Here is a 16,168-nt window from a genome sequence, read left to right as displayed (position 1 = left end):
GTCGCCCGGGCGGCCTGCGTTGGCGGGTTCCCGGCGACAATGCGATAATGGCCGTTTGTGCGTCAGGCACAAACGGCCATTATCTTTTTCCGGCGCATCCGGCCTGCTTGCCGTAGCGCCTGCCTCGGGGATCTCCTTACGATGCGCGTCTTCAACTTTTCCGCCGGACCGGCAGCATTGCCCGAAGAGGTGCTCCGTCAGGCCGCCGACGAAATGCTCGACTGGCATGGCAGCGGCATGGGCGTGATGGAAATGAGCCATCGCGGCCCGGAGTTCATGCAGATCCACAGCGAGGCGCTGCTCGATCTGCGCGAGCTGATGCAGGTGCCGGCGAGCCACCAGATCCTGTTCCTGCAGGGCGGCGGCATCGGCGAAAACGCTATCGTTCCGCTCAACCTGTTCGGCACCAGGCCGCGCGCCGACTTCGTGATCACGGGGTCGTGGTCGCAGAAGTCGCAGAAGGAAGCGCTCAAGTACGGCGCGGCGCACATCGTCGCGACGGGCCGCACCGAAGCGGGCTTCACGCATTCGCCGCCGAAAAGCGAGTGGCAGCTTTCCAACGACCCCGCCTACGTGCATCTGTGCACGAACGAGACGATCGACGGCGTCGAGACCTTCGAGATTCCCGATCTGGGCGACATTCCGCTCGTGGCCGACGCCTCGTCGCACATCCTCTCGCGTCCGATGGACATCGCCAAATACGGCGTGCTCTACGGCGGCGCGCAGAAGAACATCGGCATGGCGGGTGTGACGGTGGTGATCGTGCGCGAAGACCTGCTCGACCGCGCGATGCCCCTTTGTCCGTCGGCGTTCGAGTGGAAGACGGTTGCCGCGAACAATTCCATGTACAACACGCCGCCCACTTACGCGATCTATATCGCGGGCCTCGTGTTCAAGTGGCTCAAGCGTCAAGGTGGCCTCACGGCCATCGAGGCGCGCAATATCGAAAAAGCGCAGCTGCTCTACGACACGATCGACGCGAGCAGCTTCTACATCAACAAGGTGGAGCGCCGCGCGCGCTCGCGGATGAACGTACCGTTCTTCCTCGCCGATGAGACACGTAACGATGATTTCCTGGCCGGCGCGAAGGCGCGCGGGCTTCTGCAGCTGAAGGGCCACAAGTCCGTCGGCGGCATGCGGGCGTCGATTTACAACGCGGTGCCGCTCGAAGCAGTGCAGGCACTGGTCGAGTACATGAAGGAATTCGAGGCGAAGCACGCCTGACGAGGCCTCGCGCCTTTAGCCGGGCGCGCGGCGCGCGTGCCGGCCCGGATCTATCTGGCTCCGGGCCGTGCGCATCTCCTTTCAGATTGCCGGTTTCACGCATGGACGACGAACTCAACACACAACTCAAGCCGCTGCGCGAGCGCATCGATGCCATCGATGCCCAGCTTATTGCGCTCCTGAACCAGCGCGCGGCGGTCGCGCTCGAAGTGGGCGAGGTCAAGAAGCACTTCAACGCGCCCGTGTTTCGCCCGGAGCGCGAGCTTCAGGTGATCGAGCGCCTGCAGAACATGAGCGATGGCCCGCTCGGCAACGATCACATCAGCGCGATCTGGCGCGAGATCATGGCCGCGAGCCGCTCGCTCGAAAAGACGATTTCGGCCGCGTTCCTCGGGCCGGTGGGCACTTATAGCGAGCAGGCGATGTACGCGTACTTCGGTCAGTCGATCGAAGGTCTGCCGTGTCCGTCGATCGACGAAGTGTTCCGCTCGGTCGAGGCGGGCGCCGCCGAATTCGGCGTCGTGCCGGTCGAGAATTCGACCGAGGGCGCGGTGTCGCGCACGCTCGATCTGTTCCTGCAGACGCAGCTCGTGATCGGCGGCGAAATCGCGCTGCCGATCCAGCACAACCTGATGACGCAAAGCGGCACGCTCGAAGGCGTGACGCGCGTGTACGCGCATCCGCAGGCGCTCGCGCAGTGTCAGCACTGGCTCACGGCGAACGCGCCGCAACTGCAACGTCAGGCGGTTTCGAGCAACGCCGAGGCCGCGCGCCTCGCGGCCGAGGATCCCACGATTGCGGCCATCGCCGGCGAGCGCGCGGCCACGCACTATGGCCTCCTGATCGCCAATGCGCTGATTCAGGACGATCCGCATAACCGCACGCGCTTCGTGATGATCGGCAAGCAGCCGGCGGGCGTGTCGGGCCACGACCAGACTTCGATGATCGTCTCGGTGAAGAACGAGCCGGGCGCCGTCTACAAGCTGCTCGAACCGCTCGCGCGCCACGGCGTCTCGATGACGCGCTTCGAGTCGCGTCCGGCGCGCGTCGGCACGTGGGAGTACTACTTCTACATCGACTTCGAAGGCCATCGCGACGAGCCGGCCGTGGCCGCCGCGCTCGAAGAGCTGGGCAAGAAGGCCGCGTTCCTGAAGATTCTCGGCTCGTATCCGCGCTCGCGCTGAGTTCTTGCTGATTTAGCGCGAATCCGGCGCGGATCGGGCCTCGGGCACGGCGCGTTTCATCGCGCCGCTGCCGCTTTGCTTTTGCTTCCCGCTTTTGCCTGGCGCTTTCGCCTCGCCGACACTGGAGAAACACGCATGACCACGCAATTCGGCCCAACGTACGTGCGCGCGATCGCGCCGTATGTCGCCGGCAAGCCGATTTCCGAAGTCGCCCGCGAGTTCGGCCTCGACGAGGCGCGCATCGTGAAGCTCGCGTCGAACGAGAATCCGCTCGGCATGCCCGAGTCGGCGCAGCGCGCGATTTTGCAGGCTGCGACGCAGGCGGCGGGCGAGCTGGGCCGCTATCCGGATTCGAACGCATTCGAGCTCAAGGCCGCGCTCGCGACGCGCTACGGCGTGCCGCCCGAGTGGATCACGCTCGGCAACGGCAGCAATGACATCCTCGAAATGGCCGCGCATGCGTTCGTCGAGCGCGGCCAGTCGATCGTCTACTCGCAGTATTCGTTCGCGGTCTACGCGCTTGCGACCCAGGGGCTCGGCGCGCGCCATCTCGTGACGCCGGCCGTAAAGTACGGCCACGATCTGGACGCGATGCTCGCGGCCATCGCCGACGACACGCGCCTGATCTTCGTTGCGAATCCTAACAATCCTACGGGCACGTTCATCGACGGCGCCGCGCTCGAAGCGTTCATCGCGAAGGTGCCGCGCCACGTGGCCGTGGTGCTCGACGAGGCCTACACCGAGTATCTCGCGGCGGACAAGCGCTACGACTCAATCGCATGGGTGCGCCGCTATCCGAACCTGCTCGTCTCGCGCACGTTCTCGAAGGCGTATGGGCTCGCGGGTTTGCGCATCGGCTTTGCGATCGCACAGCCCGAGCTGACCGATCTGCTCAATCGCCTGCGTCAGCCGTTCAACGTGAACACGCTCGCGCAGGCCGCGGCGATTGCCGCGCTCGGCGACACGGCCTTCCTCGCAAAGAGCGCGGCGCTCAATGCCGAGGGCTATCGCACGCTCACCGCCGCGTTCGAGCGCATGGGTCTCGAATATGTGCCGTCGGACGGCAATTTCGTGCTCGTGCGCATGGGCACGGACGACCAGGCGGGCGAACGCGTCAATCTCGAACTGCTCAAGCAAGGCGTGATCGTGCGCCCGGTGGGCGGCTACGGCCTGCCGCAGTGGCTGCGCGTGACCATCGGCCTGCCCGAGGAGAACGCGGCGTTCCTCGCGGCGCTCGAACGCGTGCTCGCGCCTGCATGAGTACGCAATTTTTCTTTATTCCGGTGATGGCGTGAGCGCGTTTTCCTTCAACAAGCTGGTGATTTTCGGCGTCGGTCTGATCGGCGGCTCGCTCGCGCGCGCCCTGCGCGAACGCGACGGCGCCACGGGCCGGGTGATCGGCGTGGGCCGCCATGCGCGCTCGGTCGCGCGTGCGCTGGAGTTGGGCGTGATCGACGCGGCCGCGACGCTCGACGACGAAGCGGCGCTGGCCGCGGCGCTCGAAGGCGCGGACCTCGTGCTGATCGCGGCGCCCGTCGCGCAGACGCAGGCGCTGCTCGAGCGCATCGCGCCGCATCTGCAGTCGCACACCGTCGTCACGGACGCGGGCAGCACCAAGAGCGACGTGATCGCCGCCGCGCGTGCGGCGCTCGGCGAGCGCATCGGCCAGTTCGTGCCGGGCCATCCGATCGCGGGCCGCGAATCGAGCGGTGTCGAAGCGGCGTTGCCGGACCTCTACGTGGGCCGCAACGTCGTGCTGTGTCCGCTCGAAGAAAACGCGCCCGAGGCGGTCGAGCGCATCGCCGCGATGTGGCGCGCCACGGGCGCCGTGATCGGCCAGATGCCGGCCGCGCAGCACGACCGAGTCTTCGCCTCGGTGAGCCATCTGCCGCATGTGCTCTCGTTCGCGCTCGTCGACCAGATTCTGGCCACGCCCGACGCCGAATTGAAGTTTTCGTTTGCCGCGGGCGGTTTCCGCGACTTCACGCGCATCGCCGCGTCGAGCCCCGAAATGTGGCGCGACGTTTGCCTCGCGAACCGCCCGGCGCTGCTCGCCGAGCTCGACGCCTACACTGGTGTGCTGGCGAAGCTGCGCGCGGCCATCGACGCGGGCGACGGCGCCGCGCTCGAAACCGTGTTCGCGCGCTCGCGCGCGGCGCGCGAAGCCTGGCAGGAACGCGGCGGCGCCGGGAAAACCGGCGGTGCAGGTAGCGCAGGCGGCGCAGCGGGGGGCGCCCACGCCGCCCCCGATGCCGCCGACGCACCCCCCGGCAAGTAGGCAACAGTCATGCGGCGCGGCGCATCATCGTGAAGCCCGCCGCAGCACTATCAGGACACGCTCATGGAATACCTCGATCTCGGACCGTTCACCCGTGCGTCCGGCACGGTCCGCCTGCCTGGCTCGAAGAGCATCTCGAACCGCGTGCTGCTGCTCGCGGCGCTCGCCGAGGGCGAAACGACGATCACGAACCTGCTCGACTCCGACGACACGCGCGTGATGCTCGACGCGCTCACGAAGCTCGGCGTGAAGCTCGTGCGCGAGGGCGACACCTGCGTCGTGCAGGGCACGCGCGGCGCGTTCACGGCGAAGCAGGCGGACCTGTTCCTCGGCAACGCGGGCACGGCGGTGCGCCCGCTCACGGCCGCGCTCGCGGTCAACGGCGGCGACTACCGCATCCACGGCGTGCCGCGCATGCACGAGCGGCCCATCGGCGATCTCGTCGACGGCCTGCGCCAGATCGGCACGAAGATCGATTACGAGGAAAACGAAGGCTATCCGCCGCTGCGCATCCGCCCCGCGCAGATTTCCGTCGATGCGCCGATCCGCGTGCGCGGCGACGTGTCGAGCCAGTTCCTCACCGCGCTCCTGATGACGCTGCCGCTCGTGCGCGCGCAGGGCGGCGTGAGTGTCGTCGAGGTGGATGGCGAGCTGATCTCGAAGCCCTACATCGACATCACGATCAAGCTGATGGAGCGCTTCGGCGTGAAGGTCGAGCGCCACGACTGGCATCGCTTCGAGATCCCGGCCGGCGTGCGTTATCAGGCGCCGGGCAAGATCATGGTCGAGGGCGATGCGTCCTCGGCCTCGTACTTTCTCGCGGCGGGCGCCATTGGCGGCGGGCCGCTGCGCATCGAGGGCGTGGGCCGCGCGAGCATCCAGGGCGACATCGGCTTTGCGGCCGCGCTCGGGCGCATGGGCGCGAACGTGACGATGGCCGACGACTGGATCGAGGTGCGCGGCATCGGCACCGACCACGGCAAGCTCGACCCCATCGACATGGACTTCAACCTGATCCCCGACGCGGCGATGACCATCGCCGTGGCGGCGCTGTTCGCCGATGGCGCGAGCACGTTGCGCAACATCGCGAGCTGGCGCGTGAAGGAGACCGACCGCATCGCGGCGATGGCGACCGAATTGCGCAAGGTGGGCGCCGAGGTGGAAGAGGGCCCCGATTATCTGGTCGTGCGCCCGCCCGCGAAACTCACGCCGAACGCCGCGATCGACACTTATGACGACCACCGCATGGCCATGTGCTTCTCGCTCGTGAGCCTCGGCGGCGTGCCGGTGCGCATCAACGACCCGAAGTGCGTCGGCAAGACGTTCCCCGATTATTTCGAGCGCTTCCTGGCGCTCGCGCAATCTTGATCCTTTTGCAGCCGAGTCCCTTTGCCGCATGAAATCGACCCGTCCCTTTTATCCGACGCCCGTTATCGCGATCGACGGCCCGACTGCCTCCGGCAAGGGCACGGTAGCCGCGCTGGTTGCCGCGCATCTCGGCTTTCACCTGCTCGACAGCGGCGCGCTGTACCGGCTCGCGGCGCTCGCGAGCGTGCGCTACGCGATTGCGGCCGATGACGCCGACGGCCTTGCCAAGCTGATCGACGATCTCCACATCACGTTCCGCGAAGGCCTCGCGCAGCTCGACGGCGTTGACGTTTCGAATGAAATTCGCGCCGAGGAAGTGGGCAACCGGGCCTCCATGATTGCCGCGCATTCCTCGGTGCGCGCCGCGCTGGTGGCCCGTCAGCGGGCGTTTCGCAAGCTGCCGGGTCTCGTCGCCGATGGCCGCGACATGGGCACCGTGATCTTCCCGGACGCCGACCTGAAGGTGTTCCTGACGGCCAGCGTGGAGGCCCGCGCGGCCCGTCGGCATAAGCAATTGATCCAAAAAGGTTTTTCTGCTAATATGGATGACTTGCTCCGGGATTTGCGTGAACGCGACGCGCGCGACAGTAACCGCGCGGCCGCGCCGCTCAAGCCCGCAGCGGATGCGAAGCTGCTGGATACCTCGGCGCTGTCCATCGACCAGGCGGTCGAACAGGTCGTGCAGTGGTACCAGGAGTCGAGCCAGTTGCGCTCCGTGCGCCAGCCCGATTCACGCGACGGCCACGGTAAATCGCAGTGAGCAGTAAAAAGTAGTTGTCGTGAGCGTTGGTGCCCTGCTGGGAAGCGGGGCGTTTGTTAAACCCTTTAACCCCGTATGGCTTTTGCATCCGTGCCGCGAACGTAAGCGCTCCGGCCTCAACGCCGACAGTCAAAACTGACTGGCGTGCAGCAAAAACCATGCAAATCCAGATTTTTATGTCCGACCTGCAAACCTCCACCCCGAATACCGAATCTTTCGCGGCTCTGTTCGAAGAGTCGCTGACCCGCCAGGACATGCGCGCCGGCGAAGTCATCTCCGCTGAAGTCGTGCGCGTCGACCACAACTTCGTGGTCGTCAACGCAGGTCTCAAGTCCGAGGCCTACATTCCCATCGAGGAATTCCTGAACGACCAGGGCGAAGTGGAGGTTCAGGCGGGCGATTTCGTTTCCGTCGCGATCGACGCGCTGGAAAACGGCTACGGCGACACCATCCTGTCGCGCGACAAGGCGAAGCGTCTCGCTTCGTGGCTGTCGCTGGAAAAGGCCCTCGACAACAACGAACTCGTGACCGGCACGATCACGGGCAAGGTCAAGGGCGGTATGACCGTCATGGTCAACGGCATCCGCGCGTTCCTGCCGGGTTCGCTCGTCGACACGCGTCCGGTCAAGGACACGACGCCGTACGAAGGCAAGACGCTCGAATTCCGCGTGATCAAGCTCGACCGCAAGCGTAACAACGTCGTGCTGTCGCGCCGCGCAGTGATCGAAGCCACGCAAGGCGAAGAGCGCGCGAAGCTGCTCGAAACGCTGAAGGAAGGCGCGATCGTCAACGGCGTGGTCAAGAACATCACCGACTACGGCGCGTTCGTGGACCTCGGCGGCATCGACGGCCTGCTGCACATCACCGACATCGCATGGCGTCGCGTGCGTCACCCGAGCGAAGTCCTCTCGGTTGGCCAGGAAGTCACCGCGAAGATCCTCAAGTTCGACCAGGAAAAGAACCGCGTTTCGCTCGGTATCAAGCAACTGGGCGACGATCCGTGGGAAGGCATCTCGCGCCGCTACCCGTCGGGCACGCGCCTGTTCGGCAAGGTCACGAACATCACCGACTACGGCGCGTTCGTCGAAGTCGAATCGGGCATCGAAGGCCTGGTTCACGTGTCGGAAATGGACTGGACCAACAAGAACGTTGCTCCGTCGAAGGTTGTCCAGCTGGGCGACGAAGTCGAAGTCATGGTCCTCGAGATCGACGAAGACCGCCGCCGCATCTCGCTCGGCATGAAGCAGTGCAAGCCGAATCCGTGGGATGACTTCAGCCGCAACTTCAAGAAGGGCGACAAGCTCCAGGGCGCGATCAAGTCGATCACCGACTTCGGCGTGTTCATCGGTCTGCCTGGCGGCATCGACGGTCTGGTTCACCTTTCGGACCTGTCGTGGTCGGAAACCGGCGAAGAAGCCGTGCGCAAGTACAAGAAGGGCGACGAAGTCGAAGCCGTGGTTCTGGGCATCGACGTCGAGAAGGAACGCATTTCGCTCGGCATCAAGCAGCTCGAAGGCGATCCGTTCAGCAACTTCGTTGCTGTCAACGACAAGGGTTCGATCGTCGACGGCGTGGTCAAGTCGGTCGACGCAAAGGGTGCAGTTATCACCCTGAACGCCGATGTCGAAGGCTACCTGCGTGCTTCGGAAATCGCGCAAGACCGCGTGGAAGATGCTCGCAACGTGCTGAAGGAAGGCGACAAGGTCAACGCGATGATCATCAACATCGATCGCAAGTCGCGTGGCATCAACCTGTCGATCAAGGCCAAGGATTCGGCCGAGACGCAGGAAGCGCTGCGCAGCATGTCGTCGGATTCGGGTCAGGCTGCCACCGGCACGACCAACCTGGGCGCGCTGCTGAAGGCCAAGCTCGACGGCCAGAACCAGTAAGCCTCAAACGGGGGCAAGCTGAAGTATGACCAAATCTGAATTGGTCGCGCAGCTGGCTACGCGATTTCCGCAACTTGTGCTCAAGGATGCGGATTTCGCGGTCAAGACGATGCTCGATGCGATGTCCGAGGCGCTTGCCAAGGGCCATCGCATCGAAATTCGTGGCTTCGGCAGTTTCGGCCTGAATCGCCGGCCGTCGCGCGTCGGACGCAACCCGAAGTCGGGGGAGAAGGTGCTGGTGCCCGAGAAGTTCGTGCCGCACTTCAAGCCGGGCAAGGAGTTGCGCGAGCGCGTGGACCGCAATTCGGGCGAGCCGCTGAAGGCAGACGAGCCGGACGACGATCTGTAAGCGCCGCAGGGTATTTGCAGCGGTTGCAGCCGTTGGCGGTCAATGCCAGATGGCCAGTGCATGGACCGGAAAAAGCGTTGGGTTTTTCGAAACCCGGCGCTTTTTTTTCGTCCACGGTTTGGAAGGGGACTGCCTCTTCGCCCACGGTCTTGCGCCCGAGCGCCGGCTTGCGGCTTCGTGCACGTGCCGGCTCGCAAGCCGTTCCATTACAATACGGGACACTTCGGCGCGGCCGATGCTGCGGCGCAGCAGGCGACCCGCGCCGGCGCTTTCCCGTAACTGCCAAGAGAATCCTTCATGAGATTGATCGCCTGGGTGATCCGTGTGCTGGTGTTCGTGCTGCTGCTCGTCCTCGCACTGGCCAACACGCAAACCGCGACGCTGAATTTTCTGGCCGGCTACGCGTGGCAGGCTCCGCTCATTCTGATCGGGCTGGCGTTCTTCGTCGTGGGGCTGCTGGCCGGCCTGCTTTCGGCGCTGCCCGCGATGTTCCGGCTGCGCATGGAGAATGGGCGCCTCAAGCGCGATCTGCGCACCGCGAGGGAAACGCCGGCGACGCCCGCGGAACCGCCGCTGCCGCCGCTCATCTGATTCGAATTGCCGTGCCGCGTGTCATGGATGTCGCGTAGGCGCCCGAAAGGCGCTTCATAGGTATCCGCAGCGCGCGGCCTGATTACCGCTCATACCATCGCTCGCATGGATCTCGATTTTTGGTGGCTGCTCGTCATTCCCGTCGCGTTCGCGCTCGGCTGGATGGCGTCGCGCTACGACCTGAAAGCGCTGCTGTCCGAAAGCGCTAATCTGCCGCGCTCGTATTTCCGTGGCCTGAACTTCCTGCTCAACGAGCAGCCCGACAAGGCCATCGACGCGTTCATCGAGGTGGCCAAGCTCGATCCGGAAACCGTCGAGCTGCACTTCGCGCTCGGCAATCTGTTTCGCCGCCGCGGCGAGACCGATCGCGCGATCCGCGTGCACCAGAACCTGCTTTCGCGGCCGGACCTGCCCGTGAACGAGCGCGATCACGCGCTCTATGAGCTCGGCCAGGACTTCCTGAAGGCCGGCATGCTCGACCGCGCCGAAGAGACGTTCAGCATGCTCAAGTCGGGCGACTACGCGCAGGGCGCGCAGCGCGCGCTGCTCACGATCTACGAGATCGAAAAGGACTGGAACCGCTCGATCGAGACCGCGCGTCTGCTCGAAACCATGGGCGCGCCGTCGCTCGACCTCGAAATCGCCCAGTTCCATTGCGAACTCGCCCAGGAGGCGCTGCAGCGCAAGAGCCCGGACGAGGCGCGGCGTCAGCTTGCGCTCGCGCTCAAGGCCAACGAACAGAACGTGCGCGCGACGATTCTCGCGGGCGACGTGGACGCCGCGAGCGACGACTGGCAAGCCGCGCTCGCGCAGTGGAAGCGCGTCGAGGCGCAGAATCCCGCCTATCTGCCGCTGGTGGCCGAGAAGGTCATGAAGGGCTACGAGGCGCTGGGCCGCGCGCAGGAAGGGGCGCAACTGCTCACCGAGTGGGTCGACCGTCATTCCTCCAACGATCTGCTCGACGTTGCCTATAAATATGTTGCCGAGCTCAATGGTGCCGATGCGGCCCATACGCTCGCCCGCACGCAGATGCAGAAGTCGCCGAATCTCGCCGGCATGACGCGTCTGCTCGAAGCGCAGCAGGCCGCCGCCGACGAGCCGCGGCGCAGCGAGCTCGAGCTCATGCGCAAGCTGATCCAGCAGCGCACCAAGAATCTGCCACGTTACACGTGCCAGAACTGTGGCTTCCGGGCGCGTCTGTTCTACTGGCAGTGCCCGGGCTGCAGCGGCTGGGAAACCTATGCGCCGCGCCGCGTCGAGCCCATTCCCGCATCGAGCTGATGCACGTGGCGTCCTGTCTGAAGGCGGCGCTCGTTCCCCGGCGTGCTCGCGTCTGCGCGCCCAGATGCCGACGCCGATGCGGCCGGCGCGCGTGAGCGAACGGCCGGCCTCTCGCGAGTGCGAGCCGGCGCATCTGCAACACCCACTTCCGAATCTGTCACCGGAGCGCGTATGAAAATCACCATTATCGGTACCGGCTACGTCGGCCTCGTCACCGGGGCGTGCCTTGCCGAAATCGGTCACGACGTGTTCTGCCTCGACGTCGATCCGCGCAAGATCGACATCCTGAACGGCGGCGGCGTGCCGATCCACGAACCGGGTCTGCTCGAGCTCATCCAGCGCAACCGCAAGGCGCGCCGCATCACGTTTTCCACCGACGTCGCCGCGAGCGTCGAGCACGGCGAGGTCCAGTTCATCGCCGTGGGCACGCCGCCCGACGAGGACGGCTCCGCGGACCTGCAGTACGTGCTCGAAGCCGCGCGTAGCATCGGCCGCTACATGAACGGCTTCAAGGTGGTCGTCGACAAGTCGACCGTGCCCGTGGGCACCGCCCAGCGCGTGCAGGCCGTGCTCGCCGAGGAACTCGCCAAACGCGGTCCTGGTGGTAATGAGCAGCACCGCTTCTCGGTGGTCTCGAATCCCGAGTTCCTCAAGGAAGGCGCGGCCGTCGACGACTTCATGCGCCCGGACCGCATCATCATCGGCATCGACGAGGACGCCAACGGCGAGCTCGCGCGTGAAAAGATGAAGCGCCTCTACGCGCCGTTCAACCGCAACCACGAACGCACGATCTACATGGACGTGCGCTCGGCCGAGTTCACGAAGTACGCGGCCAACGCCATGCTCGCCACACGCATCTCGTTCATGAACGAGATGGCGAATCTGGCCGACCGCGTGGGCGCCGACATCGAGTCGGTGCGGCGCGGCATCGGTTCCGATCCGCGCATCGGCTATCACTTTCTCTACGCGGGCTGCGGCTATGGCGGCTCGTGCTTCCCGAAGGACGTGCAGGCGCTGATCCGCACGGCCGCCGAGTCGGGCCAGAACCTGCGTATCCTCGAAGCGGTCGAGGACGTGAACGACGGCCAGAAGGACGTGCTCGTGAACAAGATCGTCGGGGCGCTCGGCGCCGATCTCACGGGCAAGCACTTCGCGGTCTGGGGCCTCGCGTTCAAGCCGAACACCGACGACATGCGCGAGGCGCCGAGCCGCCGCCTGATCGCCGAGCTGCTCGGGCGCGGCGCGACGGTCTCGGCCTACGACCCGGTCGCGACCGACGAAGCGCGGCGCGTGTTCGCGCTCGATCTGGCCGACGCGCCGGATCAGCACGCGCGCTTGACGTTCGCGGCGAGCCAGGACGATACGCTCGCGGGCGCCGATGCGCTCGTGATCGTCACCGAATGGACGGCATTCAAGGCCCCCGATTTCGAGTATCTGAAAGAGGAGCTGAAGGCGCCGCGCATTTTCGACGGACGCAATCTCTACGAGCCCGAAGCGATGGCGGAGCTCGGCTTTGACTATCACTCGATTGGACGGCCTCATGTCAAACACGCAAGCGATGCAACCCCCGCAGCCTGAGAACGCGACGCTCGCGCCCGACGTGACGGTCGTGCCGCGCGAGAAGTTCGCCGCATCGCGCGTGCTGGTGGTGGGCGACGTGATGCTCGACCGCTACTGGTTCGGCGACGTCAACCGCATCTCGCCCGAGGCGCCGGTGCCCGTGGTGCACGTGCAGCGCCAGGAAGACCGGCTGGGCGGCGCGGCCAACGTGGCGCGCAATGCGGCTGCGCTCGGCGCGAGCGCGGGCCTCCTCTGCGTGGTGGGGCATGACGAGCCGGGCGAGCGCATCGTCGAGCTGCTCGGCGAGAGCCATGTGAACGCGTATCTCGAGCGCGATCCCGCGCTGCCCACCACCATCAAGTTGCGCGTGCTTTCGCGTCAGCAGCAACTGTTGCGCGTGGACTTCGAAAAGTCGCCCACGCATGAGGCGCTGCTCGCGGGCCTCGCGCGCTTCGACGCCCTGCTGCCCACGCACGACGTGATCCTCATGTCCGACTACGCGAAGGGCGGGCTCACGCACGTCACGCAGATGATCGCGAAGGCGCGCGCCGCGGGCAAGGCCGTGCTGGTCGACCCGAAGGGCGACGACTGGGAGCGCTATCGCGGCGCGAGCGTCATCACGCCGAACCGCGCGGAACTGCGCGAGGTGGTGGGCACCTGGAAGTCCGAAGCGGATCTGCTCGCGCGCGTGACGAAGCTGCGCCGCGAATTGCAGTTCGACGCGCTGCTGCTCACGCGCTCGGAAGAGGGTATGACGCTCTTTTCCGATGCCGGCGTGCTGCACGCGCCGGCCGTCGCGCGCGAAGTGTATGATGTCTCGGGTGCCGGCGACACCGTGATCGCGACCGTCGCGGCCACGCTGGGTGCGGGCCTTTCGCTCGTCGAGGCCGTCGCGCTCGCGAATCGCGCCGCCGGTATCGTGGTCGGCAAGCTCGGCACCGCCACCGTCGACTACGACGAACTCTTTCAATGACGTTGCCCCGGTGGCCGCGCTCGGTGGACACATTGAGCATAAAGCGCGTGGCCACCCGACGGGCGCGGTGAGGCCGGGATTTCCGGAGAGTTTTCCCGGCCTCGCGTGAACCCCTTCACCGCAGAATGACCATGACCATCATCGTGACCGGCGCGGCCGGCTTCATCGGCAGCAACATCGTCAAGGCGCTGAACGAACGCGGCGAAGACCGCATCATCGCCGTCGACAATCTCACCCGCGCGGACAAGTTCAAGAATCTCGTCGACTGCGAAATCGACGATTACCTCGACAAGACCGAGTTCGTCGAGCGCTTTGCGCGCGGCGATTTCGGCACCGTGCGCGCGGTGTTCCACGAAGGCGCCTGTTCGGACACCATGGAAACCGACGGCCGCTACATGATGGACAACAACTTCCGCTACAGCCGCGCGGTGCTCGACACCTGCCTCGCGCAGCGCGCGCAGTTTCTCTATGCGTCGTCGGCGGCCATCTATGGCGGGTCGAGCCGCTTCGTCGAAGATCGCGAAGTGGAAGCGCCGCTGAACGTCTACGGCTATTCGAAGTTCCTGTTCGACCAGGTGATCCGCCGCGTGCTGCCCAGCGCGCAAAGCCAGATCGCGGGCTTTCGCTACTTCAACGTGTACGGGCCGCGCGAGACGCATAAAGGCCGCATGGCTTCGGTGGCGTTCCACAACTTCAACCAGTTCCGCGCCGAAGGCCGCGTGAAGCTGTTCGGCGAGTACAACGGCTACGCGGCGGGAGAGCAGACGCGCGACTTCGTTTCCGTGGAAGACGTCGTGAAGGTCAACCTGTTCTTCTTCGATCATCCCGAGAAGACCGGCATCTTCAATCTCGGCAGCGGCCGCGCGCAGCCGTTCAATGACATTGCAAGCACGGTGGTCAACACGCTGCGCGCGATCGATGGCAAGAGCGCGCTCACGCTCAAGCAGCAGGTGGAGCAGGGGCTCATCGAATACGTTCCGTTCCCCGACGCGCTGCGCGGCAAGTACCAGTGCTTCACGCAGGCCGATCTCGCGAAGCTGCGCGCCGCGGGCTACGACGCGCCGTTCCTGACGGTGCAGGAAGGCGTCGATCGCTACGTGCGTTGGCTGTCCGGCCAGGTGTAAGCGAAGGCCGCGTCTCCCTAAACTGGACTCTCCTCGCCGGCGATGGTCGCCGGCGTTGGGCATCAACGGAGATCCAGCATGATCAAGAAATTGCTCGCCGCGGCAGCGCTCGTTGCCGCATCCCTTGCCGCAGTCGGTCAGGTCTTCGCGGCCGTGGACGTCAACACGGCCAATGAGGACGCCCTGCGCGGCATCAAGGGCATCGGGCCCGCGCGCGCCAAGGCCATTCTCGACGAGCGTAGCGCGCATGGGCCGTACAAGGACGCGTCCGATCTCGGCAAGCGCGTGAAGGGCCTCGGCGGCCACACCGTCGATCGTTTGCAGGCCGAAGGATTGTCGGTCGGGCCCGCGAATGCACAAGCGGCGCAAGCGGCACAATCGGCTCAGGCAACGCAGTCCGGCGCGAAGGGTGCGCCCGCGAAGGCCGGTGCCGCGCAATCACCAGCCGCTACGGTGGCCGTCAAGAAGTAGCGCCTCGCGCTCCCTCGTGTTGCGTCACGCCCGTGCGGCCGCCTGGAGCGATTGCTGCGGCGGTTGCACGGCTTCCTCGCAACGCGGGCGCCAGGACATCCATTCCGCCTTCAGGGGGTCCCCCTGCGCGGGGTGGCCGCGTGGTTTAGAATCGAAAAATCACCCAATCACGCCAGACCGGCGCCTGACCGCCATTACTTATGCCATACAAGACCATTGAAGACACGATCGGCAACACGCCGCTCGTGCAGCTCGTGCGCCTGCCCGACGACGAGATTCGCGCCCGCAACAACATCGTGCTGGCCAAGCTCGAAGGCAATAATCCGGCGGGCTCGGTCAAGGACCGGCCAGCGCTCTCGATGATCCGCAAGGCCGAGGAACGCGGGCGCATCAAGCCGGGCGATACGCTGATCGAAGCCACGAGCGGCAACACTGGCATTGCGCTCGCCATGGCCGCAGCCATTCGCGGCTACAAGATGGTGCTGGTCATGCCCGAGGACCTCTCGGTCGAGCGCCGCCAGAGCATGGCTGCCTATGGCGCCGAAATCCTGCTCACACCCGTGAAGGGCGGCATGGAATATGCCCGCGACCTCGCCGAGCAGATGCAGCGCGACGGCAAGGGCATCATCCTCGACCAGTTCGGCAACCCCGACAATCCGCTCGCGCATTACGAAGGCACCGGACCGGAAATCTGGCGCGAGACCGAAGGGCGCATCACGCACTTCGTCTCGTCGATGGGCACGACGGGCACGATCATGGGCACGTCGCAGTATCTGAAAGAGCAGAATCCGGCGATCGAGATCGTCGGTGCCCAGCCCGAAGACGGCTCGCGCATTCCCGGCATCCGCAAATGGCCGGAAGCCTATCTGCCGAAGATCTTCGATCGCAGCCGCGTGGATCGCACCGAAAACGTGAGCCAGGCCGCCGCCGAAGCCATGGCGCGCCGTCTCGCGTCGGTGGAGGGTATTTTCGCGGGGATTTCGTCGGGCGGCGCGTGCGAGGTGGCCATGCGCATCGCGCGTCAGGTCGAGAATGCGACGATCGTGTTCATCGTCTGCGACCGCGGCGACCGTTATCTGTCGACGGGTGTGTTTCCGGCCTGATTTTCGGCATGAT

Annotated in this window: 15 protein-coding genes; all 15 read left to right on the top strand. The window is 65.5% G+C overall.

Annotated features, from left to right (window positions below):
• The first annotated feature begins 141 nt into the window (after positions 1 to 141).
• Positions 142 to 1,224, top strand: coding sequence for a 3-phosphoserine/phosphohydroxythreonine transaminase (gene serC, locus U5775_RS03110; protein ID WP_322056655.1), 1,083 nt, complete (start codon positions 142 to 144; stop codon positions 1,222 to 1,224).
• Positions 1,225 to 1,325: 101 nt separating this feature from the next.
• Positions 1,326 to 2,408, top strand: coding sequence for a prephenate dehydratase (gene pheA / locus U5775_RS03105; RefSeq protein WP_322056654.1), 1,083 nt, complete (start codon positions 1,326 to 1,328; stop codon positions 2,406 to 2,408).
• A gap of 135 nt (positions 2,409 to 2,543) precedes the next feature.
• Positions 2,544 to 3,668 (top strand): histidinol-phosphate transaminase, encoded by a 1,125-nt coding sequence (hisC, locus tag U5775_RS03100; RefSeq protein WP_322056653.1) that lies wholly within the window; start codon positions 2,544 to 2,546, stop codon positions 3,666 to 3,668.
• Positions 3,669 to 3,699: 31 nt separating this feature from the next.
• A complete protein-coding gene (locus tag U5775_RS03095; RefSeq protein WP_322056652.1) occupies positions 3,700 to 4,686 on the top strand; it encodes a prephenate dehydrogenase in 987 nt (328 codons plus the stop codon).
• Between the two features lie 63 nt (positions 4,687 to 4,749).
• Positions 4,750 to 6,054, top strand: coding sequence for a 3-phosphoshikimate 1-carboxyvinyltransferase (gene aroA, locus U5775_RS03090; RefSeq protein ID WP_322056651.1), 1,305 nt, complete (start codon positions 4,750 to 4,752; stop codon positions 6,052 to 6,054).
• 28 nt (positions 6,055 to 6,082) lie between these two features.
• Positions 6,083 to 6,814 carry a (d)CMP kinase gene (cmk, locus tag U5775_RS03085; RefSeq protein WP_322056650.1) on the top strand — a complete coding sequence of 244 codons (732 nt, stop codon included), beginning with the start codon at positions 6,083 to 6,085 and terminating at the stop codon, positions 6,812 to 6,814.
• A gap of 158 nt (positions 6,815 to 6,972) precedes the next feature.
• The gene (rpsA, locus tag U5775_RS03080; RefSeq protein WP_322056649.1) at positions 6,973 to 8,703 is read left to right on the top strand and encodes a 30S ribosomal protein S1; all 1,731 of its coding nucleotides are present in this window, start codon (positions 6,973 to 6,975) and stop codon (positions 8,701 to 8,703) included.
• Between the two features lie 25 nt (positions 8,704 to 8,728).
• Positions 8,729 to 9,052, top strand: coding sequence for an integration host factor subunit beta (locus U5775_RS03075; RefSeq protein WP_027817382.1), 324 nt, complete (start codon positions 8,729 to 8,731; stop codon positions 9,050 to 9,052).
• Between the two features lie 297 nt (positions 9,053 to 9,349).
• The gene (locus U5775_RS03070) at positions 9,350 to 9,643 is read left to right on the top strand and encodes a LapA family protein (RefSeq protein WP_322056648.1); all 294 of its coding nucleotides are present in this window, start codon (positions 9,350 to 9,352) and stop codon (positions 9,641 to 9,643) included.
• 105 nt (positions 9,644 to 9,748) lie between these two features.
• Positions 9,749 to 10,924 (top strand): lipopolysaccharide assembly protein LapB, encoded by a 1,176-nt coding sequence (gene lapB / locus U5775_RS03065; RefSeq protein ID WP_322056647.1) that lies wholly within the window; start codon positions 9,749 to 9,751, stop codon positions 10,922 to 10,924.
• 171 nt (positions 10,925 to 11,095) lie between these two features.
• The gene (locus tag U5775_RS03060; RefSeq protein WP_322056646.1) at positions 11,096 to 12,502 is read left to right on the top strand and encodes a UDP-glucose/GDP-mannose dehydrogenase family protein; all 1,407 of its coding nucleotides are present in this window, start codon (positions 11,096 to 11,098) and stop codon (positions 12,500 to 12,502) included.
• Positions 12,465 to 13,457 carry a D-glycero-beta-D-manno-heptose-7-phosphate kinase gene (gene rfaE1, locus U5775_RS03055; protein ID WP_322056645.1) on the top strand — a complete coding sequence of 331 codons (993 nt, stop codon included), beginning with the start codon at positions 12,465 to 12,467 and terminating at the stop codon, positions 13,455 to 13,457. Before U5775_RS03060 ends, rfaE1 begins: the two co-directional genes overlap by 38 nt.
• 131 nt (positions 13,458 to 13,588) lie before the next feature.
• On the top strand, positions 13,589 to 14,581 hold the full coding sequence (gene rfaD / locus U5775_RS03050; protein ID WP_322056644.1) for an ADP-glyceromanno-heptose 6-epimerase: 993 nt from the start codon (positions 13,589 to 13,591) through the stop codon (positions 14,579 to 14,581).
• 78 nt (positions 14,582 to 14,659) lie between these two features.
• Positions 14,660 to 15,052 (top strand): ComEA family DNA-binding protein, encoded by a 393-nt coding sequence (locus U5775_RS03045; protein ID WP_322056643.1) that lies wholly within the window; start codon positions 14,660 to 14,662, stop codon positions 15,050 to 15,052.
• A 200-nt stretch (positions 15,053 to 15,252) separates the two neighbouring features.
• Positions 15,253 to 16,155 carry a cysteine synthase CysM gene (gene cysM / locus U5775_RS03040; RefSeq protein ID WP_322056642.1) on the top strand — a complete coding sequence of 301 codons (903 nt, stop codon included), beginning with the start codon at positions 15,253 to 15,255 and terminating at the stop codon, positions 16,153 to 16,155.
• Positions 16,156 to 16,168 lie beyond the last annotated feature (13 nt).

It is taken from the genome of Paraburkholderia sp. J63 (assembly GCF_905220245.1).
In the GTDB taxonomy this organism is placed as follows: Bacteria; Pseudomonadota; Gammaproteobacteria; order Burkholderiales; family Burkholderiaceae; genus Paraburkholderia.
The sequence above is the reverse complement of the archived record's forward strand: the minus strand, read 5'-3'. Positions and strand labels throughout refer to the sequence as shown.

Coding starts and splice junctions, on each gene's coding strand:
- serC (WP_322056655.1), top strand. CDS start 142: ATGCGCGTCTTCAACTTTTCCGCCGGACCGGCAGCATTGCCCGAAGAG.
- pheA (WP_322056654.1), top strand. CDS start 1,326: ATGGACGACGAACTCAACACACAACTCAAGCCGCTGCGCGAGCGCATC.
- hisC (WP_322056653.1), top strand. CDS start 2,544: ATGACCACGCAATTCGGCCCAACGTACGTGCGCGCGATCGCGCCGTAT.
- aroA (WP_322056651.1), top strand. CDS start 4,750: ATGGAATACCTCGATCTCGGACCGTTCACCCGTGCGTCCGGCACGGTC.
- cmk (WP_322056650.1), top strand. CDS start 6,083: ATGAAATCGACCCGTCCCTTTTATCCGACGCCCGTTATCGCGATCGAC.
- rpsA (WP_322056649.1), top strand. CDS start 6,973: ATGCAAATCCAGATTTTTATGTCCGACCTGCAAACCTCCACCCCGAAT.
- U5775_RS03075 (WP_027817382.1), top strand. CDS start 8,729: ATGACCAAATCTGAATTGGTCGCGCAGCTGGCTACGCGATTTCCGCAA.
- U5775_RS03070 (WP_322056648.1), top strand. CDS start 9,350: ATGAGATTGATCGCCTGGGTGATCCGTGTGCTGGTGTTCGTGCTGCTG.
- lapB (WP_322056647.1), top strand. CDS start 9,749: ATGGATCTCGATTTTTGGTGGCTGCTCGTCATTCCCGTCGCGTTCGCG.
- U5775_RS03060 (WP_322056646.1), top strand. CDS start 11,096: ATGAAAATCACCATTATCGGTACCGGCTACGTCGGCCTCGTCACCGGG.
- rfaE1 (WP_322056645.1), top strand. CDS start 12,465: ATGTCAAACACGCAAGCGATGCAACCCCCGCAGCCTGAGAACGCGACG.
- rfaD (WP_322056644.1), top strand. CDS start 13,589: ATGACCATCATCGTGACCGGCGCGGCCGGCTTCATCGGCAGCAACATC.
- U5775_RS03045 (WP_322056643.1), top strand. CDS start 14,660: ATGATCAAGAAATTGCTCGCCGCGGCAGCGCTCGTTGCCGCATCCCTT.
- cysM (WP_322056642.1), top strand. CDS start 15,253: ATGCCATACAAGACCATTGAAGACACGATCGGCAACACGCCGCTCGTG.